Origin of the sequence: Nocardia alni, assembly GCF_019038435.1 — a bacterium.
GTDB lineage: Bacteria > Actinomycetota > Actinomycetes > Mycobacteriales > Mycobacteriaceae > Nocardia > Nocardia alni.
Window position 1 is genome coordinate 1 of record NZ_JAGPOX010000077.1, and the last position, 21,376, is coordinate 21,376.

Sequence of the window (21,376 nt, forward strand, 5' to 3'; positions counted from 1 at the left end):
ACCAAGGCTATTCGTCGGCAGCGTCAGAGGTGTATAAGAGACAGGTCTCGGAGGGCCTCGAAGGCGCGGTGGCGGTTGCGGGGGCTGCGGAAGTCGGCTACTACGCGCTTGGTGGGCAGGTCGATGTCCTGTACGTGGATGCGCATGGACTCCAGGACTCCGGTGATGGTGCGGACGCAGTGTTTGCAGCTCATGTCGGGGACGTAGAACTGGCGGTCTTCGGCGTCGATCGTCCCGTCGGGATCGATTGCGCCGGAATCGATGTCGTTGGGGATCTCGGTGATCGTGAGGCGTGCGAGGGCGGCTTTGAACTCCTCGACGAAGCGGTCCACCACCTCCGGCAGGATGCTGTAGTGCTCGCCGTCGAGTTGGTGCGGCATGGCGGCCAGGCAGGCCGGGCGGGTGCTGGGGGGCAGCAGCGCGTACTGGCGCGAGATGATGTCGAGCTCGTCGTGGTACTTCTCGATCGCGGCGGCGACCGACAGGCCCTCGAGGGTGGTCGCCCGGCGCATCACCGCATGCGCCTCGGAGATGGTGGCGTCCTTCATCGCTCGCAGCGTGGCCACGGTCTCGGCGGTGTAGCGGATGGTGCCGTCACGCTGTGTGACGACCGTCGCCGGGATCATCCCGCGCCGGTAGGTGGATGCCTGCAGCTCCCAGAACCAGCGGGTGGCGACCGCGGCGAAGATACCGGATTCGCGCATGCCGGAGGCGAATTCGTCCGGGCTGCGGTACGGGGTGAACCGGGCCAGCAGCGCGTGCTGGGCCAGGGCGCGGCCGGTGGCCTCGACGCCGACGCGGAAGATATCGATCGGGTCGTGGTCGGTGGTGGTGCCGTCCAGGACGCCGCGATCCCGGTCGGAGATCACCGAAATGCGGTCGCTGAGCGCGGTATCCGCATCGATGGCATGCCACAGGACGAGCACCGCCTCGCGCATGGCGATGGGCACGATCGGCCCGAGGCCGCGGGCGTGATAATGCCCGGTGTTGGGGATGCCGTCGCTGTCGGTCCAGGCGATGCGGTGGGTCGCGGTGCTCACCTGATCGGGGCGGCACGGGCGCATGAACCGCTCGAGATACAACCGCTGTGACAACGTGAGATGGCTGTTGGGCTCGGTACGCAGTGCGGCGCAGGTGTACTCGAGGGCGACGGGCGTCGTGGAACGCATACGGGCCGCGCCGAACAGGCCCGGGCGGGCCAGCTCGGCCAGCACCCGGGACGCGGCGCGCCGGTCGTACCGTGCTTGCGGCGGGCTGACGGTCATGGTCGGACCTCCCTGGCGATCGTGCCGACACACCGGACGAATCGGTCGATTTCGTCGTCGGTGTTGTAGATGTGGGTACTGACCCGCACCGAATCGTCATCGGCGGACTGCGGGACAGAGCCCGGGGAAGGCCGTGGAACACAGTGCGCGCCGGTGCGCACCAGGAATCCGGAATCGGCCAGAACGAACCCCAGATCGGTGGAGTCGATCCCCCGCAGGGTGAAAGTGACGGTGCCGTAGCCGATATCGCACGGCGCGTGCGCGGGTCCGGGGGAGAGCTCGAGGCCGGGCAGCGGGCGCAGTCCGTCGATCAGCTGCCGGGTGAGCAGGCGGTTGTGCTCGGCGATCGCCGCGATACCGATCTGCCCGAGCATATCCAGGGCCGCGCCGAGGGCGAGGATGCCCGGGATGTTGTGGGTGCCGCCCTCCAGCCGTTCGGGCATGGGACCGGGCGTCAGGGACGAATCCGGCATATCGGCAACGGAATTCGCCTCGACGCCGGAATTGCCGCCGGGCAGGAACGGATCCAGGCGCTCGTGTACGCGGCGGGAGCAGTACAGCACGCCGGTGCCGGGCGCGCCGAACATCTTGTGCGCGGACAGCACCGCGAAATCCGCGCCCAGCTCGGCGACGTCGATCGGCACGTGGCCGCCGCTCTGGGTGCAGTCGAAGCACAGCAGGACAGCGGGATCCAGACGCCCGCGCAGTTCCTCCAGGGTGTTGAGCGCGCCGAACACGTGATGCAGATGTGCGACCGCGATGAGCCGGGTTCGTGAGGAAAGCTTCGCGGCGATGTCGTCGGTGTCGGCCTCGCCCAGCTCGGTGATCCGGTAGGGGATCAACCGAATCCGTCTCCCGAACCGTGCGAGGATATCGCGCAGGTGCAGCCACGGATACACGGTGGAGGCGTGATCCCGTGGGCTGTACAGGATCTCGTCGCCATCTCGCAGGTTCGCGAGCCCCCAGGACAGAGTCACCGCGTTGAGCCCGGCCGTCGCGCCGGGCATGAAGACGATCTCGTCGGGGTGCGCGCCGACGAACACCGCGGTTCGCCGGCGTACCTGCTCGATATCCCGGGTGATCCGTGTTGCCCACGAGTAGGTGCCCCGGCCGGAATTCGCCGTCCGAGCCCCGAGATACCCCTGCACCGCCGCGATTACCGCCGCGGGCTTCTGTGTCGTGGAAGCGCTGTCGAGGTACACCTCCGAGGACTCGGCCAGGGCGGGGAACAAGAGGCGCACCTGTTCGGCCGCGGCACCGTCCGACCCGGCCGCCGGGGTCCATACCGCGTGCCGACTGGGTGCCGTCGTGTCCGGATTCGGCCGTGCGCCAGACTCGATCGGCCACGGCTCCGCGGTGCCGCCCGCGCCAGACTCGATCGGCCACGGCTCAGCGGTGCCCGGCGTCCGCGATATGCCCGGCGTCTGTGTTGTGCCCGGTCGCGCCCCGGCGGGAGGCAGTGCGTGTGACGCGGGCGCAGGGGAATCCCCCACCCCACGTCGCGGAGCGGGATTCGACCACGACGCAGATGACCGCAAACGCGACGCTCCCTCGGTTCGTACGCTCCGACTCAATCCACGATACGCATAATTCGACTCGCGTTCGAAGGTTCGCGCCGACAACGGTTTTCACAGGTACGGTGAGTCAATGGCGCTGACCAGGCAAGAACGCGAACAGTTTCTGGCCCTGCCGCACATCGGGGCGCTCGCCGTGACGGGAGAGCCCGGGCGGGCCCCGCTCACCGTGCCGATCTGGTACGACTACACCCCCGGCGGGGAACTCTGGCTGATCACCGGCCCCACCTCGAAGAAGATGACCTTGCTCGAGACGGCGGGCCGGTTCAGCCTGATGGTCGAACAGGTCGAGCCGACCGTCCGGTACGTCACGGCCGAGGGCCCGATCACCCGGGTCACCCCGGTCGATGACGCACTGCACGAGGCGATGGTCCACCGCTACCTCCCGCCCGACAAGGCCGCCGCCTACCTGAAACAAGCCGAGTCCTACGGCGAGCAGGCCGCGGTCTACATGCGCCCCGAGCACTGGCTCTCGGCCGACCTGGGCTCGCTGTAACTCCGGTTCTCGTGCGCTACTTACCGGCCGGGTCGGGCCCGCCGGGGTTGCACAGAGCCTGGACCGTGGCGTCATATCCGACGGCCGGGCGCCATGGCTCGAGATTCCAGTCGGGTTTGTTCGGCTCGACCAGTCGCGCCCACTGCCAGTGGCACTTGAACTGGTCGAACATGCCGGGGGTGTCGGCGTCGGGGGCGTCGGCGAGGACTTCGCTCCACGCTCGGTTCAGTGCGGGCCCGAACCAGTCTTTGCGGCCCGCATCGGTGGGCACTACGTGCAGCCGTCGCCCGTCGGGGTCGTTCGTCCATTGCGTGTGGTCGATGAGCGGGCGCCCCGGATAGGGGTCGGTCGCCGGTGCGCCGGTGGTGGATTGCATGGGATGCGACTGTGCAGTGGGTGATGCGGCGACATGCGAGGCCGAGGGCACGGTTCCGACCGCCACCGGTGCGGATCTTTCGGCCTTGCCGCACCCGCCGATCACCAGTGTCGCCGCGATGAGCGTTGCCGCACCGAGTCGTCCGTTGCCAGGCCCCATTCAGGACACCCCTCCGCCTCGTCCTTGCATCCGCCCGCCACGGTACCGCGCTGCCGCACCACCACGGCGAATCCGGCAGGGTGAGCGTGCCTTCGTTCTCCCGCACCGGCCGGTCGGTCTTGCGACTCGCCGGTGCGCGACGCGGATTCACCGATGCCCTCGCGACGTGACGGTGTGGTTTCGCGTGACCTGTCCTGCCCGGAATGTCGGTGTGGGGCACGTAGAGTGGGATGGGTGGCCGCGCAGCTGACCAAGGGACAGATCGACCAGCTCACCGTCGAGGATCTCACCGTATCCGTTCAGCACGGTGAGCCGGTCGACGTGTCGGCGCTGTTACTCGACGCGACCGGACGGGCGCGTGGGGCGGGTGACCTCATCTTCTACAACCAGCCCGCCGGCCCCGGGGTGCGCCTGGTGTCCGGGCAGTCGCCGGGGCTGACCATCGGGTTGCGGCAGCTGCCCCCGGACGTCGAACACGTGCGGGTGGCACTGACCCTCGAGGACCAGCAGACCCATTTCGGCGACTACGACCCGCCGATCGTGCGCCTCGAGGGCGACGGGGGAAGGCTGGTGTACGAGTACGTGATCGACGGGCTGGATCGCGAACCCACCGTGATCGCCTTCGATCTGGACCGGGTCGGCGCGGCCTGGCAGCTGCGCGTGCTCGGGCACGGCTATCCGGCCGGATTCAGCGAGCTGGTGACGGCGCACGGCGTGCGGGTGGGCGCCGCGGGCGAGCAGCAGGAGTACCTGGGCCCCGCGGTGCTGAACCCGGGCCAGGAGGTTTCGCTGCGCGATATCCGCCCGGGCGATCTGGCGAAGGTGAACATGGCGCTCGGCTGGGATCCGATCCGGGTGCAGGGGCCGCGCGGGACGCGCAAACTCCAGATCGACCTGGATGCCTCGGCGCTGTTGTTCATCGGGCACAACCTGGTCGACGCCGCGTTCTTCCAGCAGCTGTCCTCACGCAACGGCGCGGTCCGGCACTCCGGCGACAACCTCACCGGTGAGGGCCAGGGTGACGACGAGGTCATCACCGTCGACCTGGCCCGGCTGCCGCAACAGATCAGCGCGGTGGTGTTCGTGGTCACCTCGTACGCCGGGCACACCTTCGAACGACTTCGAAACGCCTACTGGCGCATGGTCGACGGCGGCACGAGCGCCGAGCTGGCCCGGGGCAACCTGCGCGCCGGCGGCGCGCATACCGGCATGGTCGTGGCCAAGGTGACCCGCGACGAAGGCCACTGGCGCCTGGCCGCGATCGGCGCGCCCATCCAGGCCGGGCATCCGGTCGAGGCCGTTCAGCAGGTCACGCCCTACCTCTGAATGGCATCCCGCGCATAGTTGCATCGAGTGCAAGCATGCGCGCGATGCAATGGTGCATGAGGTGCCATCGCTGGCGTGTGCGGCCGAATGTCGCAGTGACCGGCCGTCTTACCGACTCACGTGCCCGCAACTGGTCTCGGCCTGCGCGGCGTCGGCACCCCGGGGTCGGGCGATGTGACCGCCGAGCGATCAGGCGCTGTCGCGGCTGGTGATGCGGACGATCGGCAGCACGAGAGCCGCGGGCGCCCCGGCCGGGACGACCGGATTGTTCGGTGCGACAGGGGAGATGCGCTGATACGCCGAGCCGAGGGCGGGGCGGGTGTCCTGTTCGCCCTTGTTCGGCCACATCGCCGCGGCGCGCTCGGCCTGCGCGGTGATCGTCAGCGACGGATTGACCCCGAGGTTCGCCGAGACCGCCGCGCCGTCCACCACGCTCAGCGTCGGATACCCGTACACGCGGTGGTACGGGTCGATCACCCCGTGCTCGGCGTCGGTGCCGATGGGGGCGCCGCCCAGGAAGTGCGCGGTCAGCGGGATGTTGAACACCTCGCCCCAGCTGCCGCCCGCGATGCCGCCGATCTTTTCGGCCACCCGGCGCGTCACGTCGTTCCCCGCGGGGATCCACGTCGGATTCGGTTCGCCGTGGCCCTGTTTCGAGCTCATCACGCGCTTGCCGAACAGGCCGCGCTTGGTGAACGTGGTGATCGAGTTGTCCAGGTTCTGCATGACCAGCGTGATGATGGTCCGCTCGCTCCAGTTCCGCACGGTGAGCATCGATAGCAGGCTCACCGGATGCTTGAGCACCTCGAGCAGGAAACGTAGCCAGCGCGGGATGCTGCCGCCGCCGTCGACCATCAGCGTCTGCAACAGTCCCATCGAATTGGAGCCCTTGCCGTAGCGGACCGGCTCGATATGAGTGTCGGGCGTGGGGTGGATCGAGGAGGTGATCGCCACGCCGCGGGTCATGTCGCGGTCCGGATTCACCGTGCGCGTGGCCGCGCCGACGATCGATTCCGAGTTGGTGCGGGTCAGCTCGCCCAGGCGTGGCGACAGGCCGGGCAGCACCCCGGCGTCGCGCATGGCGAACAGCAGCTGCTGGGTGCCGCGCGTCCCGGCGGCCAGCACCACGTGCGCGGCGCTGTACGAGTGCCGGGACTTGCCGAGCCACGCGCCGGTGCGTTCGGTGTCGACCTGCCAGGTGCCGTCGGCCTGTGGGCGGGTCGCGGTCACCGAGGTGAGCGGGAAGATCTGCGCCCCGGCCTGTTCGGCCAGGTACAGGTAGTTCTTGACCAGGGTGTTCTTCGCGCCGTGGCGGCAGCCGGTCATGCACTCGCCGCATTCGATGCAGCCGGTGCGCTCGGGGCCCGCGCCGCCGAAGTACGGATCGGCGACGGTCTTGCCGGGCTCGCCGAAGTAGACGCCCACCGGGGTCTGCACGAACGTGCCTTCGATGCCCATATCCTCGGCGACCTGCTTGAACACCTCGTCCGCGGGGGTCATATGCGGATTGCGCACCACGCCGAGCATCTTGGTGGCCTGCTCGTAGTACGGGGTCAGCTCGTCGTGCCAGTCGGTGATGTCGCGCCACTGCGTGTCGGCGAAGAACGGCGCGGGCGGCACATAGAGGGTGTTGGCGTAGTTGAGCGAGCCGCCGCCCACGCCCGCGCCGCCGAGGATCAGCACGTCGCGCAGCAGGTGGATGCGCTGGATGCCGAAGCAGCCCAGTGCGGGCGCCCAGATGAATTTGCGGAGATCCCAGCTGTTCTTCGGCAGTTCGGCATCCGTGAAGCGCCGTCCGGCCTCGATCACGCCGACCCGGTAGCCCTTCTCGACCAGCCGCAGCGCGGTGACGCTGCCGCCGAATCCGGAACCGACGATGAGCACGTCGAAGTCGGTGTCCCGCTGGGTCATGTGTCGCTCCTCGAGGGGTCTGTGTCGCCTGTGACACGGGCAACCTTACTACCGAGTAGGGTAATCCTACTACCCAGTAGCTCCCGTTGTTGCAGAGTGTGTGCAATAAAATATGGAAGCGGTTGTCATGTTTGTGTGCAGCGCTCTCGCTGTGGCATGGTGGAAGGATGACCGGAACTACGCCGCGGGCCCGCGCACGCGCTCGCACCATGGAGGATATTGTCCGTATCGGCCGTGAGCACCTGGCGGTTCACGGTGCGGCGGCGCTGTCGCTGCGTGCGGTGGCCCGGGATCTGGGGGTGGTGTCCTCGGCGGTGTACCGGTACGTCAGCAGCCGGGACGAACTGCTGACCATGCTGGTCATCGACGGCTACTCCGAACTGGGGGACGCGGTGGACGCCGCGCTGGCCGCCGCGCCCGAGGAACCGGCCGAGCGCCTGCGGGTGGTGTGCCGCGCGCTGCGGGAATGGGCCGTGACCGAGCCGGCCCGCTACGGATTGCTGTACGGCACACCCGTTCCCGGTTACCACGCACCCGCCGAGCAGACCGTGGCTCCGGGAACCCGGGTGATGGGCGTGATCATGTACCTGGTCGAAACGGCCTACCGGACCGGTGCTCTCACCACACCCGACCCGGTGCCGGCCGTATCGCCGGGGATGAGCGCGGATTTCGACCGCATCCGCGACGAAGCGGGCATCACGATGCCGGATTGGGTGCTGGCGCGGGCGATTTCGGTGTGGACGGCCCTGATCGGCGCGGTGAGCGCGGAGGTGTTCGACCAGTTCGGCGCCGACACCTTCACCGACAGCGCCGAGGTGTTCGAATTCCAACTGCACAATCTCACCAGGATGCTGGGCTTTTCGTCCCGGTAGCCCGCTCTGCCCGCGCAATGAGGGTGGGGGGATTGGGTATTCGGCACCCCGGTCGGGCAAGATGGTCTCCAGACCCGACGTCGGATCTCGCCGTCGGCATCCGATGCAGCGGTTCCAGCGTTTCCACGGCACTGTGATGTGAGACACAACGGCGAGATGAACGACGAAACCGAACCGATCCCGGTGGTGGATCCCGACCCCCTCCCGCGCCTCGAGGATGTGGCGGCGCCGGAGAGTGCGGGCAGCGCGACCCGCCTGCTGCCGACCGCGGCCGAGACCGCGACGTTCAGCCCCACGATCTCGGTCGTGGCCGAGGACTCGGCGTCGGCCGACATCGCGAATCTCCCGACGGATCGATACGTCCCGGCCCAGCTCGTGCAGCCCGCCGAATCGGCGCAACCCGCTCGCCCGAGTCGCCGGGCCCGCCGTGAACAGGCGCGGACGGAGGCCGCCACCCGCCGGCGCCCGCTGTGGATCGCGGGCCGGATCGCCGCCGCGACCATCGCCGTCGTCGTGGTCCTGGGCACCGGATTCGCCTACTACACCGAGCTGAGCGTCAACAACGGCTTCACCCGCTCGAACGCGATCAGCGAACAGGACGCCGCGGCCTTGGACGGCGATATGAACATCCTGCTCATCGGCCTGGACACCCGCAACGACCAGAACGGCGACCCGCTGCCGAAGAAGAAACTGGCGCTGCTGCACGCCGGGGACGGCGAGGAGGGCGGCTACAACGCCAATTCCCTGATCCTGGTGCATATTCCGAAGGATCTGAAGAAGATCACCGCGTTCTCCATTCCGCGCGACGACTACGTGCCGGTCACCGGTATCCCGGGCTACGACCACACCAAGATCAAGCAGGCGTACGGGCTGAAGAAGGCCGCGGCCGAGGACAAACTCGCCGCGCAGGGCGTGAAGGATCCGGTCGAACTCGAGCGGCAGGGCCGGGAGGCCGGGCGCGAATCCATCATCCAGAATGTCAAGGCGCTCACCGGCGTTCCGATCAACCGGTTCGCGGAGGTCTCGCTCGTCGGGTTCTACGATCTGGCCGACACGCTGGGCGGGGTGGATGTCTGCCTGAACCACGCGGTCGACGACTCGTACTTCTCCGGCGCTGTCTTCCCCGCCGGACGCCAGCACCTCAACGCCGCCCAGGCGCTGTCGTTCGTGCGCCAGCGCCACCAGCTGGACAACGGCGACCTGGACCGCACCCATCGCCAGCAGGCGTTCCTGACCTCGGTGGCCAAACAGCTGAAGGTCTCCGGCACGCTCACCGACGTCGGCAAACTCCAGTCGCTGATCACCGACGCGCAGAACGATATCGTGCTGTCCCAGGGGTGGAACGTGCTCGACTTCGCCCAGACGCTCGGCCGTGCCGGATCGGTGCCGATCCAGTTCCAGACGCTGCCGGTCAAGAGCTACGACATCAGGGACGGCCAGGACGTGAACATCGTCGACACTGCCCTGATCCGCCGGACCGTCCGCCAGGCCTTCGGCATGCAGGCGCCGACCGCTCCTAAGAACGCACCCACCAGCGTCGTCGACGTGGTGAACGCCGGTGCGGCCACCGGGGTGGCGGGCAAGGTGTCGACGGCGCTGGCGGCCAAGGGATTCAGCAAGGGGAACGTCGGCAACGCCGCCTACACCGACGGTTCCAGCTCCGTCGTCTACTACGGCGCCGGCGCGGACACCGACGCCGACCAGGCCGCGGATCTGCTCGGCGGGCTGCCCACCGCGGCCTCCACCGACGTCTCCGACGGGCACGTGAAAATCGTTGTGGGCAGCGACTTCACGATGCCGCGGACGCTGGGTTCGAGTCAGGAGTCCAGCACGTCCACCACCACCGAGACGAGCACACCCGCGACCGCGGCGGCCGTCGCCGCCACCAGCGACCCGCCGCCCGATTCCGGTAAGCCGGTCACCACCAGCATCGGCTCCGACATCCCCTGCGTGAACTAGGTTTCGTTTCAGCGGCGGGCCGCGCGTGAACCCACAGGCGGCCCGTTTAGTATTCCCGCGTGACCGGATACGACGATGCGTTCGAGCACCTCGACACCTCGACCCTGCCGCCGCGCCAGCAGCGGATCCTGGCGGCGATCCGGGATTCGGTCGTGCGGCACGGATATTCGCCGAGCACCCGGGAGATCGGGCAGGCGGTGGGGCTGCGCTCGGTCTCTACGGTCTCCAAACATCTGAAGGCCCTGGAGGATCGGGGTTTTCTGCGGCGCGGCGAGACGGTGTCGCGGCCGATCGATGTGCGGCTGTTCCTGCGCGGCACGTCCGGTGAGTCGCAGCGGGATTCGGATTCGGTCGCGGTGCCCGTGGTCGGCGATATCGCGGCGGGCGCGCCGATTCTGGCCGAGGAGAACGCCGACGACATGTTGACCCTGTCGCGGCAGCTGGTCGGGCGCGGAGAGGTGTTCGGGCTGCGGGTGCGCGGCGATTCGATGATCGACGCAGCGATCTGCGACGGCGATATCGTCGTGGTGCGCCGGCAGGCCGAGGCGCAGACGGGGGAGATCGTGGCCGCGATGATCGACGGCGAGGCCACGGTGAAGGTGTTCCGCCGCCGCGGCGGTCACGTGTATCTGGAGCCGCGTAATCCGGCCTACGAGGTGATCGACGGCGATGCGGCCGCGGTTCTCGGCAAAGTCGTGTCGGTTATGCGGAGAATATGACATTTTCACCGGTCGGGAATGGGTGTGAAACATTACTGGTTCGCCATTCGATAGCCCGGTGAACTACAGTTCGCGTCGAGAGTTCGCAGGATGAACCTGGGTCGGGTTAACGGAGGTTATACGTGGGACGCGCGATTCGGATCGCAACGGCTGCTGCCGCGGCCCTTTTCGCTGGGCTGTCGAGCATAGTGGTGGCCGGTCCGGCCACGGCCGCGACGGACCCGGTTGTCGCCTCGGGTAAGGCGTTGGCCAACCCGGTCGCGTCCGACGGTTCGAAGTTGTTCAGCATCAAGGTCGTGGACGGCCAGCACCTGAAGCTCGAGGTGTTCTCCACGGCGATGAACCAGCCCGTCGAGGTCGAGGTGCAGCGGCCCGCCGACACGTCGGCGCCGCGCCCGACGCTGTACCTGCTCAACGGCGCCGGTGGCGGTGTCGATGATGCCAGTTGGGACGCGCAGGCTCCCGACGCGCTGAAATTCCTCGCCGCCAAGAACGTCAACGTGGTCCAGCCGGTCGGCGGCGCCTGGAGCTACTACGCCGACTGGCGTGCCACCGACCCGCATCTGGGCGTGAACAAGTGGCAGACGTTCCTGACCCAGGAGCTGCCGCCGGTCGTCAACGGCGTGCTGGGCGCCAACGGGGTCAACGCGATCGCGGGCCTGTCCACCTCGGGCACCACGGTGCTGGAGCTGGCCATCGCCGCGAAGGGCCTGTACAAGTCCGTCGCCGCCTACAGCGGATGCGCGCAGATCAGTGACCCGATCGGCTACCGGTACGTGAATCTTGCCGTGCAGACGTGGGGTGGCGGCAACACCCTGAACATGTACGGGCCGGAGAACGACCCACTGTGGGCCGAGCACGATCCGTATGTGCACGCCGATCAGCTGCGCGGGCTGAACCTGTTCATCTCCGCCGGCTCGGGCCTGCCCGGCAAATGGGACACCCTGAACGGCCAGTACACCATCCCTGGCGCCTACGGCCTGGCCGACCAACTGGTCATCGGTGGCGTCATCGAGGCCGCGGTCAACCAGTGCAGCCACAACCTGCAGGCCAAGCTGAACAAGATCGGCATCCCCGCCACCTACGATTTCACCCCCACCGGCACCCATTCCTGGGGCTACTGGCACGACGACCTGCTGAAGTCCTGGCCGGTCCTGGCCAAGGGGCTGGGCCTGCCCGCCTGAGCGCCCAGCGTTGAACGAATGAGGGGCCCCGCCGGAATCCCGGCGGGGCCCCTCATTCGTTAAACGTCAGGGCGCCAACGCGACCGGTGAGTCGCAGCTGGATGGCGGGTCGACCCGGGAGCAGCGGACGGGTGCGCGGGTGGGGCGGTAGTGGGCGGGAACGCCGCCCGCGCGGATCAGGGTGGTGTATGCGGCGACCGCGTCGGTGGGGATGCGGGTGAGGGTGGGGTCCAGGGTCGCGTTGACCGTGTAGAGGCCGAAACGCGGTGCGTAGCTGCCCCATTCGTAGTTGTCGGTCAGGCTCCAGTAGTTGTAGCCGATGATGTTCATGCCGTCGGCCTTGGCACGCTGGAGCCAGTAGACGGTGTCGCGCAGATGATCCGCGCGGGTGTAGCCGTCGGCCCTGGGCAGGCCGTTCTGGGTCGGCATACCGTTCTCGACCACGTACAGCGGCTTGTTCGGGAACAGCCGGGCGTAGTGGCGCAGTGCGTAGTAGATGCCCTCGGTCTGCAACGGCAGCTGCCACATGCCGGGCGCGCCCGCCGAACTGCCCGCGGCGGTGGTGCCCGGGTCGGGGCCGAAATAGTAGTCCACGCCCAGGAAGTCGAGTTTGTCGGCGACCCGGTCCACGAACGGCTGGTTCACCTTCGTCTCGTCGGCGGGCACATAGCCGAGATTGCTGGTCACCATCGCGCCGGGCTGGATCTGGTGGATGGTGTCGTAGATCTGGTTGTGCGCCTGGGCCAGCCGATCGCGCATCATCGGCGACTGGTCCGGGCGCAGCGCGCCGATCCGCAGTTCGGCGCCGATATAGGCCAGCGGTTCGTTGACCGTCACCCAGAGTGGATTGCGGGATGCGTAGCGGCTTACCACCTTCCGGGCGTTGGTCAGCCAGTCCGACACCATGGACGGACTGCGCCAGCCGCCGCGCGCGGCGGCCCAGCCGGGATACACCCAGTGGTCCAGGGTGAGCATCGGGCGCATGCCGGCGGCGACGATGGCGTCGACCACGCGGTCGTAGCCCAGGAACGCCTGCTCGTTCCAGCCGTTCGGATTCGGTTGCACCCGCGCCCATTCGATGCTGATGCGGTACACCTTGACACCCAACTGCGCGGCTCGGCCGATATCGTCGCGGTAGAGGTCCCAGAACCGCACCGACTGGAGGTAGGGGTCGGCCTTGCCCGAGCCGATGTACCGGGTCCAATTGCTGTTCGGCGCACTGCCTTCGGTCTGAAATCCGGATGAGGCCACGCCCCAGAGGAAGTCACCGCCGAGCGCGGGAACTCCGCCGGGCGGCCCGGGTGGCGTCGCGGCGGATACCGTTCCCGGCCGCGCGGACAGGCCGGAGGTGAACAGTGCCGCGGCGGCGGCGGTTCCGGCGGAGAGGACCTGACGGCGAGTCGACTGTCGCACCACACGAGCGTAGCTGCTGAATTGCTGCATTCCGCGACAGTCGACCGCGTGTCGTCATGTGGATCAGTTGGTGTAGCGCAAAGCCACGAAAGTATCCCTGTGCTCCGCGCTCTGGGTCGAGCCGACGATCACGATCTTGCCGTCCTTCTGAATAGCCACCGCATTGCCGTGATCGGAATTGGTGCCCAGATCGGTGGACACCTTGCCGCCGGCGCCGAATCCGGTGTCCAGAACGCCATCGGTGGTGTAGCGGGCGAGGGCGATATTGTCGCCGGTGGTGGTGCCGTGGCTGGTGCCCGTCACGACGATGTCACCGTCGGCCGCGAGGGCGAGGGCCTGGGCGTCGTCGGCCTTACCGCCGAAGTCCGTGGAGACCTTGCCCTTCTCCCCGAATGCGGTGTCCTGCTTGCCATTGGCGAGATACCGGACGACGGTGAAGTTCTCACCCTGCGCCGGATCGGGATCCTTGGTCGAGCCCGCGACCAGGATGCGGCCGTCGGACTGCACGACCATGGCATTGCCGTGGTCGGCCTTGGTGCCCAGATCGGTGGACACGCGCCCGTCCTCGCCGAAGTTCGGATCGAGCGCGCCGTTGGGGGTATATCGGGCGAGGGCGATATTGTCGCCCGTGGCGGTGCCGTGGCTGGTGCCCGCGGCGACGATATCGCCGTTGGGCTCGATCGCGACGGCCTCGGCCTCGTCGTTCTTGCCGCCGAAGTCGGTGGACACCTTGCCGTCCCGGCCGAAGCTGGAGTCCAGCGTGCCGTTGGGGTTGTAGCGGACCAGCACGAAGTTCTCGCCCTGCGCGGGATTGGGATCGAGGGTCGAGCCCGCGACGAGGATCTTGCCATCCGGTTGCAGCGCAATGGCATTCGCGTGGTCGGCCCTGGTGCCCAGATCGGTGGAGACCTGTCCGCCGGTACCGAAGGCCGAGTCGAGCTTGCCGGCGGGGGTGTAGCGGGCAACGGCGATATTGTCACCGGTGGCGGTCCCGTGGCTGGTGCCCGCGGCGACGATGTCGCCATTGGCCTGGATCGCGACGGCCTCGGCATTGTCGTTCTTGCCGCCGAAGTCGGTGGAGACCTTGCCGTCGGTGCCGAATCCGTTGTCCGGTTTGCCATCCGAGCCGAGCCGGAGCAGCGAGAAGTTGTCTCCCTGCGCCGGGTCGTGCACCGAACCGGCGAGCACGACCTTGCCGTCGGGCTGCAACGCCTCCGCGTGGGCCCGGGCCGTCAGGGACCCGAAATCGGCGACTGCCTTACCGTCGGTGCCGAATCCGGGATCGAGCGTCCCGCCGGCCGGTGTGGAACCGCTGGAACTGGAACACGAACTCACCGACAGCACCAGGAACGCGCCGAAGCACAAGCGTCCCATGACCTTTGCAGTAATATTCGGTCCTCCTGCACGCAACATTCGAGCTACCTCGTTTCAACGGGGAAGGGGGTAGGACAACGTTCGGCACAACCTACAGAGCCCGGACAGTATGGCTGTCGTCGTGTGGATCGGGAGGTGATATGAACATGTTGCAGTGTGAACAGGGGATATGTGGCGTGTGCCGGGATCGTCGGGTGGGTCCGATCGGTCCGTCGGCGCACGCGCTCGCAGACCGGGGGATGGGGATCCGATCGGGCCGGCCGCGGGGGAGAGTGGTCCCGCGGCGGCCGTTCGAATCAGGCGGGCAAATCGCCGGAGCGCGTATCAGAGTGCCGGATCATCCGCGCCCGCTGGTGCGATGCGCGCGATGACCTCCTCGACGTAGCACCGGAACAGCGCCGGCATATCGACGGCGTCGGGATCGAGCAGCCACTGCAATTGCAGGCCGTCCATCGTCGCGAACACCTGCCGGGCGATAGCCGCGGAATCGACGCCGGGGGCCACGGTGCCGTCGGCGATACCCGCGTCCAGCGCCTCGGCCAGCGCCTTTTCCAAGTGCCGGTAGCGCGTGACGGCCCACTCGTGCGCGGGATGATCCGCGGCCACTGCCTCGCTGGTGACGACGGTGAACAACCGGACCAGCCCGGGCACCTGTGCGTTGTGTTCCACCAGGCGGACCAGCCGCTCGAGCGCCGCTGGTCCGTGCAACTCCTCGCCGCCCAGCCGGTCGGCGTCGAGCCGGTCGCGATGATCCAGCACGGCCGCGAGCAGCGCGGCCTTGGTGGGGAAGTGATGTAGCAGCCCGGGCTGAGACAGTCCGCAGCGATCGGCGATCTCGGCGATCGATGCACCGCGGAAACCGTTGTCGGCGAAGGTCTTCAGCGCGACATCCAGGATTCGCTCCTTGCGCGCGTCGCCATGGGGGCGACCGGTGGGTGACATAGCCGCAGCCTATCACGAAGCGGTAACGCAACCGACCGAGTACTCGGTCGGTGTGGGTGATCGCATATGGTGCTGACGAGGCAGGCCGGAGCGCGTCCGGGACGGCGAAAGCCGTACCGCAGGGGAGCGGTACGGCTTTCGAATAGGGAATCCGCGATCAGTGCGGGGTGGCGGTCAGGTCGAACACCGCCAGGCCGTCCATGCGCTGTACGGGGTAGTGGGCGGCGACCCAGTCGTACAGGGCCGGGTTGGCCACCGGATGCCAGATCGGGCCGTTCGAATCGTCGGTGTCGGCCGAGTTGTGCTGCGCGGCAGTCGGCTTCGACGCCTTGTCCTTGCCCGGCTTCTTCTTCCACGAGTCGGGCAGGGTGATCTCCGGGGTGATGTAGTAGCCGATCTCGTGGTCGCGGACCATGGTCTGGAAGTTCGCCAGGGTCGGGGTCGGGTCGTCGGAGGTGAACCCGCCGATGGCCATCACGCTGGTTCGAGTGGACAGTTCGAGTCCGGCGGCCGGACTCGAACGTTCGATGGCGGCCGACCACTTCGTGTTGGTGTGCTCCAGCATCTGGAGCAACTGGGGCGAATAGTCGCCGCCCATCATCATCTTGCCGAACACCTTGCGCATCGCGGCCCAGGCCGGGTTGTTGTCGTCGGGCTGGGCGGGACCGACCGACGGTCCGCCGCCGGTGTGCGAAACCGGCAGGGTGGCCGCGGCGTAGGCGGTCGAACCGCCGAGGCCCGCGATCATTCCGACGGTCACCAGCACGGCCGTGGCCCGCCCGGGCAGTCGGCGCGACAATCCGGGCAGCGTCGAGAGGATCAGTCCGACGACGGCGATCACGGTCAGCGCCAGGATCACCCAGCGCAGCCACGGCTGCCAGCTCGAATTGCGTTGCAGAAGAACGAATCCCCACACGCCGAGCGCGGCGATCAATGCCGCCGAACCGAGCCGGCCCAGCACGCCGTCGCGTCGCCGCCACATCTCGTACACGCCCAGGGCCAGGGTGCCGGTGATGGCGGGCGCGAAGGCCATCGAGTAGTAGGCGTGCATACCGCCCTGCATTCCGGCGAACGCCGCCCCGTCGATCAGCATCCACAGACCCAGGGTGATCGCGCCGCCGCGCATCAGATCGGTGCGCGGTGCGCGGCCCCGGGAGATCAGTACCAGTACCAGCGCCAGCAGCGCGGCGGGCAGCAGCCAGGAGATCTCGAAACCGATCTCACCGGTGAACAGACGCTCGGGTCCCTGCACGTTCCCGAACGGTCCGCCGTGGCCGCCGTGGAAGGGGAACTCGTAGCCCTCCGGCAACTCCATCGCCCGGTGGCCCATATGGTTCTGGCCGAGGTAGCGGGCGAAACCGTTGTAGCCCAACACCAGATCCATGAACGTGTTGTTCGTCGACCCGGCCAGATACGGCCGCGAGTCCGCGGGCCACAGGATCGTCAGCACCACATACCATCCCGAGGAGACGATCAGCGCGGCCGCGGCGGCCAGCAGGTGCAGCACACGCTTGCCCAGCGACGTGGGCGCGACCACCAGATAGGCCAGTCCCAGCGCCGGGAGCACCATCAGCCCCTCGAGCATCTTGGCCAGGAACGCGAAACCCAGTGCCACACCGGCCAACATGATCCAGCGCATACTCGCCGTGCGCAGCGAGCGGATCGTGCAGTACGCGCCGGCTGTCATCAGCAGCACCATCGCCGCATCGGGGTTGTTGAACCGGAACATCATCGCCACGACCGGCGTCACCGCCAGGGCCGCGCCCGCGAGCAGTCCCGCTCCGCGGCTGTCGGTGGCACGGGTGACCATGCCGTACATCAGCGCGACCGCGAGGACGGCCATGATCGCTTCGGGAATCAGCATGCTCGCGCTGGAGAACCCGAACAACTGCCCGGACAGACCCATGATCCACTGGTTGACCGGGGGTTTGTCGACGGTGATGAAATTGCCCGGATCCAGCGATCCGAACAGCAGGGCCTTCCAATTCTCCGAACCGGCCCACGCCGAGGCGGCGTAGAAGTTGTTGCCCATGGCGTTGACGGTGATATTCCACAGGTACGCGGCGGCGGTGCCCAGCAGCAGCACCACCAGGCCGATTCTCTCCCAGAGGAGGGCAGGTCCCAGTGCGGGTGGGTCGGCGGGAACGGACGTCGGCGAGTCGGGTTCGGAGTCCGGCGGCGTCGATTCGGGCATGGCCGTATCGGCAGTGGTCGCTGTCACCGCACGAGTCTGTCGTTCCGAACGGTGAGAATCCTGGCGCGCGTCTGTGAGAAATCTGTGAATTCGATGGTGAACGCGGCGGCTAGTGGAAAATATCGTTGATCAGGTCGTCGCCGATGCCGAAGCCCGCGCCCATGGCCATCGCGCTGCCGAAGCCGCTGCCCAGGAACCTGTGCAGCATGCCGCCGCCCTGTCCGCCGTATTGCTGCTGCGGGTACCCCTGCTGCGGATATCCCTGCTGGTACTGCGGCTGCTGATATTGCGGCTGCGGAGGATAGGGCTGCTGCTGCGGGTAGCCGGGTTGCTGTGGATATCCGCTCGGCGCCTGGTTGACGTGATTGTCGATCAGCGCGTGCACCGACTGCATGACCTGCGCGGCCTGGCTCTCCTCCTGATGCACCGCGAGCGCCGCTTCCTTCAGATCCAGCAGCCATTCCCGGGCGTTCTGATCCCCGGCCCCGGCCGCCGCCTGGAGTTTGCCGGCCAATGTCTCGAACAATTGCGCGGTCTTCTGCGCCTGCTGCTGCAGCGCGTTCCAATCCCGATCAACGGTGTCAGCATCCATGAGGCCCGATGCTACGCCCGGGTTAGCTGCGCACGAATGACTCGGCCGTGAACAATCCGGCGGCGGGCCGGAGAGCATTCAGCGCGCCGGTTGGACGGACAGCGCCGCGGCGGAGGTTCGGGCGAGGGCGTCGGTCAGCGCGGCGGACGGGGAGTCCGGGGCGGTGGCGGCGCGCCAGGCGATGTAGCCGTCCGGGCGGACGAGGGTCGCGCCGGAAGCGTCGAGGCCGAATGCGGTGACGAAGGATTGCGGGTCGGTGACCTCGACGTCCGCGCCGATGCGCAGGAAGGTGACCGGTACCCCGGTCGATCCGGCGGCCTCGGCGGCTGCCGCGGCCCAGCTGTCGCCTTCGGACAGCAGCACCCATCCGCGCCCGAACAGGTCCAGGGTCGATATCTCCTTGTCGCCCTGCGTGATTCGAAGGTGTGGGGCGCGGGTGCCGGGCTGTCCCGCCCACTCGTCCGGGCGGAGCGCGGGCGGCAGGCCGGCGTCCGCGCCCAGGACGGCGCGGGAGCGGTAGAGCTGGCCCAGTTCGATCGCCGCCTCGGGGAGTACCGGCACATCGGGCTTCGGTGTGGTCAGATACGCCTTGTAGTCGGCGCGGGCGAAGATCTGCTCGTGCCGCAGGTGCGCGACCGGGCGGCGCTCGGCGTCGTAGGTGTCCAGCAGGGCCGGGGTCGATTCGCCGGACAGCACCGCGGCGAGTTTCCAGGCCAGGTTGTGGGCGTCGTCGATCCCGGTGTTGGCGCCGAAACCGCCTCGGTTGGGCGGCAATTGGTGCGCGGCGTCACCGGCCAGGAAGATCCGGCCGGACGAGAACCGGTCGGCGACAAGGGCGGCCAGCTCCCAGCGGCCCGTCGTGACGATCTCGAACGGGATGTCGGTGCGGCCGATCGCCCGCTCGATGGCCGCGCGCATCCGCGCCTCGTCGCGTTCGAGGTCGTCGGCGAGCATCAGCACCCAGCGCCCGTCGGAGTAGGTGGTGAGGAAGGCCTTGAAATCGTCCTGCTCGATCTCGAATTGGACGACGCCCTTCTCCAGATACCTGTCCAGTTCGGGCGCGGTGAACAGGATGCTGCGCTGCACCGACAGCGTGCCCTCGCCGGTGCGGTGGATGCCGAGCGCCTCGCGGATATCACTGGTCGCGCCGTCCGCCGCGACGACATACTGTGCGCGGACCCGGTATTCGCCGCCGTCCGCGCGGCGGCGCAGGGTGACGGTCACGCCGTCGGCGTCCTGGGTGAACCCGAGCATCTCGGTGCCCGGCCGCAGATCCGCGTCGAGTTCCGAGGCCCGTTGCCGCAGAATGGGTTCCAGCCGATCCTGGGCGATGGCCGTGGCCCGCACGGGGGAGTACTCGATCTGCGGTCCGTCCGTCGCGCCCGGCGGAGTCCAGGGGTATTCGTGAAACCACGTGCCCGCCAGGCTCTCCACCCGTGCGCGCCGGGGCGGCTTGCTGCCCTGGTTCGAGCTGGGGAGCTCGACTCCGGCTGTGCGGAAGTGTTCCAGCGTTCGCGTGGTGTAGCCGATCGCGCGTGGATGCAGGGCGCTGCCCGCATGCTTCTCGACCACGATGGTCGGCACGCCGCGCCCGGCGAGGAAGACCGCGGCGGACAGGCCGACGAGGCTGCCGCCGACGATCAGGACGGGTGCTGTCTCTGTCGTATGAATAGTGTTGTCGGACATGATAATTACTCCTCGGTCTTGTTTCTCGGGGTGGCGAGGATGCCATTGGTCAGGGCGGTCAGAGCCCACCGCAGGCGGTCCTCGCCCTCGCCGCTCAGCAGTTCGGGGCCCAGTGCGTGGATGCGGGGGTGGCGATTCGGGTCGGCGTTCTCGACCGCGCGCGTGAGCGCGTCCCATTCCTCGCCGTTGCTGGGATTCTCGTCGTGGCCGGACTGTTCCGCCGCGGTCGCGGTGGCGATCTGGAGCAGCAGGTCCACCGCCCATGCCGCGCGCGGGCCGTCCACCTCGCCCTCGTGCAGCAGTGCGAGTACCGCCTCGGTCAGGTCGAGGGCGTGCGGTCCGGACGGCCGGGTCCGCATCGCCGCCAATGCCTGCGACGGGTACTCCATCAGCACGACCACATAGGAGACGAGCACCGCGTGCAGCCGCTCGGTCCAGTCGCCCTCGCTCGTGACGGGGCTCAGGTCCACGTCGGCGAGCAGTTCGTCCAGGACCGCGGCGTGCAACTCGGCCGCGTTGCGGACGTACACATACAGCGAGGCCGCGCCCGTGTCGAGTTCCTGCGCCAGTCGGCGCATGGTCACCCGCTCGATGCCCTCGGTGCGCATGATGTGCACCGCGGTCGAGACGGCGCCCACGCGGGAGAGCGCGGGCTTGGCGGGGCGTTCGCGCCTGCTGCGGGGGGCTTCGGTCTCGTCGGGCATGACATCAGCATAGCGAACATCGTTCGTTACGTACAGTGTTTGTGACGAACGATGTTCGTTCGCGTTGCCTGTGGTCGTTGCCGCGAGCAACCTGACGGACTTGTCGCCACCCTCGAGGGCGACGCCTATATTGACCCGGGAGGCAAACCGTTTCGCCGTCCGTGGCCATTGATCGAAGGAGACCCGTTGCGTCGCATCCTGTTCACCGCATCCGTCCTCGCCGCCTGCGCGCTCGCACCCGGCGTCGCCGCCGCGCAAGGGTTATCCGCACAGGGCCTGGGCGACAGCACGATTCGGGTACAGGCGCTGACCCTGGACCACAACTTCCCGGTCACCGGCCTGGGTGCGGCGGTCAAGGGCTGCGGAGGCGGCCGCGCCACGGTGGTCACCACGGGCGACAACGGCACCGCCCTCGCGACGGTTCCCCTCGGCTGCTACCAGGTCACGGTCACCACCGTCCCCGGCGGCTGTTCCCTCGACGGCAGCCCCACCGCCCGCGTAACCGCCCTCCCCGGCATGCCCCAGCAGGCCGTTTTCCACGTCCGCTGCGCCTGAGCCGGGCGCACGGGATCGGGCCGGTCGGCCGGTATCGCCGCAGGGCGACTCCGCTCGCGCCCGGTCACCCGTCGC

Annotated in this window: 18 protein-coding genes; 7 read left to right on the forward strand and 11 right to left on the reverse strand. The window is 68.2% G+C overall.

Annotated elements, in window-relative coordinates:
- Positions 1-23 precede the first annotated feature (23 nt).
- Together JZ791_RS47340 and JZ791_RS26140 are read right to left on the reverse strand one after the other, a co-directional pair.
- Positions 24-1,265 (reverse strand): heavy-metal-associated domain-containing protein, encoded by a 1,242-nt coding sequence (locus tag JZ791_RS47340; protein ID WP_254206319.1) that lies wholly within the window; start codon positions 1,263-1,265, stop codon positions 24-26.
- On the reverse strand, positions 1,262-2,506 hold the full coding sequence (locus tag JZ791_RS26140; protein WP_308163099.1) for an aminotransferase class V-fold PLP-dependent enzyme: 1,245 nt from the start codon (positions 2,504-2,506) through the stop codon (positions 1,262-1,264). The genes JZ791_RS47340 and JZ791_RS26140 overlap by 4 nt, the downstream gene beginning before the upstream one ends.
- Before the next feature lie 406 nt (positions 2,507-2,912).
- Here JZ791_RS26140 and JZ791_RS26145 point away from each other — a divergent pair, with 406 nt between their 5' ends.
- Entirely contained in the window at positions 2,913-3,335 is a 423-nt protein-coding gene (locus JZ791_RS26145) for a pyridoxamine 5'-phosphate oxidase family protein (protein WP_216897879.1), read from the forward strand.
- A 16-nt stretch (positions 3,336-3,351) separates the two neighbouring features.
- Here the strand turns inward: JZ791_RS26145 and JZ791_RS26150 are convergent, their stop codons facing one another.
- Positions 3,352-3,870, reverse strand: a complete 519-nt coding sequence (locus tag JZ791_RS26150; protein WP_216897880.1) for a DUF2599 domain-containing protein — start codon at positions 3,868-3,870, stop codon at positions 3,352-3,354.
- Between the two features lie 234 nt (positions 3,871-4,104).
- Between JZ791_RS26150 and JZ791_RS26155 the strand changes: the two genes are divergently transcribed.
- Positions 4,105-5,196, forward strand: coding sequence for a TerD family protein (locus JZ791_RS26155; RefSeq protein WP_216897881.1), 1,092 nt, complete (start codon positions 4,105-4,107; stop codon positions 5,194-5,196).
- A 189-nt stretch (positions 5,197-5,385) separates the two neighbouring features.
- On the opposite strand, the gene JZ791_RS26160 is transcribed toward JZ791_RS26155, so the two are convergent.
- The gene (locus JZ791_RS26160; RefSeq protein WP_216897882.1) at positions 5,386-7,107 is read right to left on the reverse strand and encodes a GMC oxidoreductase; all 1,722 of its coding nucleotides are present in this window, start codon (positions 7,105-7,107) and stop codon (positions 5,386-5,388) included.
- A gap of 167 nt (positions 7,108-7,274) precedes the next feature.
- On the opposite strand from JZ791_RS26160, the gene JZ791_RS26165 reads away from it, so the two are divergent.
- The 4 genes from JZ791_RS26165 to JZ791_RS26180 all read left to right on the forward strand — a co-directional run bounded on the left by JZ791_RS26165 (position 7,275) and on the right by JZ791_RS26180 (position 11,841).
- The gene (locus tag JZ791_RS26165) at positions 7,275-7,979 is read left to right on the forward strand and encodes a TetR/AcrR family transcriptional regulator (protein ID WP_216897883.1); all 705 of its coding nucleotides are present in this window, start codon (positions 7,275-7,277) and stop codon (positions 7,977-7,979) included.
- 156 nt (positions 7,980-8,135) lie between these two features.
- Positions 8,136-9,938, forward strand: a complete 1,803-nt coding sequence (locus tag JZ791_RS26170) for an LCP family protein (RefSeq protein WP_216897884.1) — start codon at positions 8,136-8,138, stop codon at positions 9,936-9,938.
- A 59-nt stretch (positions 9,939-9,997) separates the two neighbouring features.
- Complete coding sequence (lexA, locus tag JZ791_RS26175) at positions 9,998-10,657, forward strand: transcriptional repressor LexA (protein ID WP_216897885.1); 660 nt, start codon at positions 9,998-10,000, stop codon at positions 10,655-10,657.
- Positions 10,658-10,779: 122 nt separating this feature from the next.
- A complete protein-coding gene (locus JZ791_RS26180) occupies positions 10,780-11,841 on the forward strand; it encodes an alpha/beta hydrolase (RefSeq protein WP_308163100.1) in 1,062 nt (353 codons plus the stop codon).
- 66 nt (positions 11,842-11,907) lie between these two features.
- On the opposite strand, the gene JZ791_RS26185 is transcribed toward JZ791_RS26180, so the two are convergent.
- From JZ791_RS26185 to JZ791_RS26215, 7 genes are all read right to left on the reverse strand, one after another.
- On the reverse strand, positions 11,908-13,254 hold the full coding sequence (locus JZ791_RS26185) for a family 1 glycosylhydrolase (RefSeq protein ID WP_308163101.1): 1,347 nt from the start codon (positions 13,252-13,254) through the stop codon (positions 11,908-11,910).
- Between the two features lie 63 nt (positions 13,255-13,317).
- On the reverse strand, positions 13,318-14,628 hold the full coding sequence (locus tag JZ791_RS46300; RefSeq protein WP_216897887.1) for a delta-60 repeat domain-containing protein: 1,311 nt from the start codon (positions 14,626-14,628) through the stop codon (positions 13,318-13,320).
- Between the two features lie 324 nt (positions 14,629-14,952).
- On the reverse strand, positions 14,953-15,570 hold the full coding sequence (locus tag JZ791_RS26195; RefSeq protein ID WP_216897888.1) for a TetR/AcrR family transcriptional regulator: 618 nt from the start codon (positions 15,568-15,570) through the stop codon (positions 14,953-14,955).
- Between the two features lie 157 nt (positions 15,571-15,727).
- Entirely contained in the window at positions 15,728-17,764 is a 2,037-nt protein-coding gene (locus tag JZ791_RS26200; RefSeq protein ID WP_216897911.1) for an ArnT family glycosyltransferase, read from the reverse strand.
- A 109-nt stretch (positions 17,765-17,873) separates the two neighbouring features.
- Positions 17,874-18,356 carry a hypothetical protein gene (locus JZ791_RS26205; RefSeq protein ID WP_216897889.1) on the reverse strand — a complete coding sequence of 161 codons (483 nt, stop codon included), beginning with the start codon at positions 18,354-18,356 and terminating at the stop codon, positions 17,874-17,876.
- Between the two features lie 78 nt (positions 18,357-18,434).
- Entirely contained in the window at positions 18,435-20,042 is a 1,608-nt protein-coding gene (locus JZ791_RS26210) for an FAD-dependent monooxygenase (RefSeq protein WP_216897890.1), read from the reverse strand.
- 5 nt (positions 20,043-20,047) lie between these two features.
- A complete protein-coding gene (locus JZ791_RS26215) occupies positions 20,048-20,746 on the reverse strand; it encodes a TetR/AcrR family transcriptional regulator (protein WP_216897891.1) in 699 nt (232 codons plus the stop codon).
- Positions 20,747-20,932: 186 nt separating this feature from the next.
- Between JZ791_RS26215 and JZ791_RS26220 the strand changes: the two genes are divergently transcribed.
- A complete protein-coding gene (locus tag JZ791_RS26220; RefSeq protein ID WP_216897892.1) occupies positions 20,933-21,301 on the forward strand; it encodes a hypothetical protein in 369 nt (122 codons plus the stop codon).
- The last annotated feature ends 75 nt before the right edge of the window (positions 21,302-21,376 follow it).

Bases quoted from the DNA above. Each gene is read 5' to 3' on its own strand.
- JZ791_RS47340 (WP_254206319.1), bottom strand. From the start codon at position 1,265: ATGACCGTCAGCCCGCCGCAAGCACGGTACGACCGGCGCGCCGCGTCC.
- JZ791_RS26145 (WP_216897879.1), top strand. From the start codon at position 2,913: ATGGCGCTGACCAGGCAAGAACGCGAACAGTTTCTGGCCCTGCCGCAC.
- JZ791_RS26150 (WP_216897880.1), bottom strand. From the start codon at position 3,870: ATGGGGCCTGGCAACGGACGACTCGGTGCGGCAACGCTCATCGCGGCG.
- JZ791_RS26160 (WP_216897882.1), bottom strand. From the start codon at position 7,107: ATGACCCAGCGGGACACCGACTTCGACGTGCTCATCGTCGGTTCCGGA.
- JZ791_RS26165 (WP_216897883.1), top strand. From the start codon at position 7,275: ATGACCGGAACTACGCCGCGGGCCCGCGCACGCGCTCGCACCATGGAG.
- JZ791_RS26170 (WP_216897884.1), top strand. From the start codon at position 8,136: ATGAACGACGAAACCGAACCGATCCCGGTGGTGGATCCCGACCCCCTC.
- JZ791_RS46300 (WP_216897887.1), bottom strand. From the start codon at position 14,628: ATGGGACGCTTGTGCTTCGGCGCGTTCCTGGTGCTGTCGGTGAGTTCG.
- JZ791_RS26195 (WP_216897888.1), bottom strand. From the start codon at position 15,570: ATGTCACCCACCGGTCGCCCCCATGGCGACGCGCGCAAGGAGCGAATC.
- JZ791_RS26200 (WP_216897911.1), bottom strand. From the start codon at position 17,764: ATGCCCGAATCGACGCCGCCGGACTCCGAACCCGACTCGCCGACGTCC.
- JZ791_RS26205 (WP_216897889.1), bottom strand. From the start codon at position 18,356: ATGGATGCTGACACCGTTGATCGGGATTGGAACGCGCTGCAGCAGCAG.
- JZ791_RS26210 (WP_216897890.1), bottom strand. From the start codon at position 20,042: ATGTCCGACAACACTATTCATACGACAGAGACAGCACCCGTCCTGATC.
- JZ791_RS26215 (WP_216897891.1), bottom strand. From the start codon at position 20,746: ATGCCCGACGAGACCGAAGCCCCCCGCAGCAGGCGCGAACGCCCCGCC.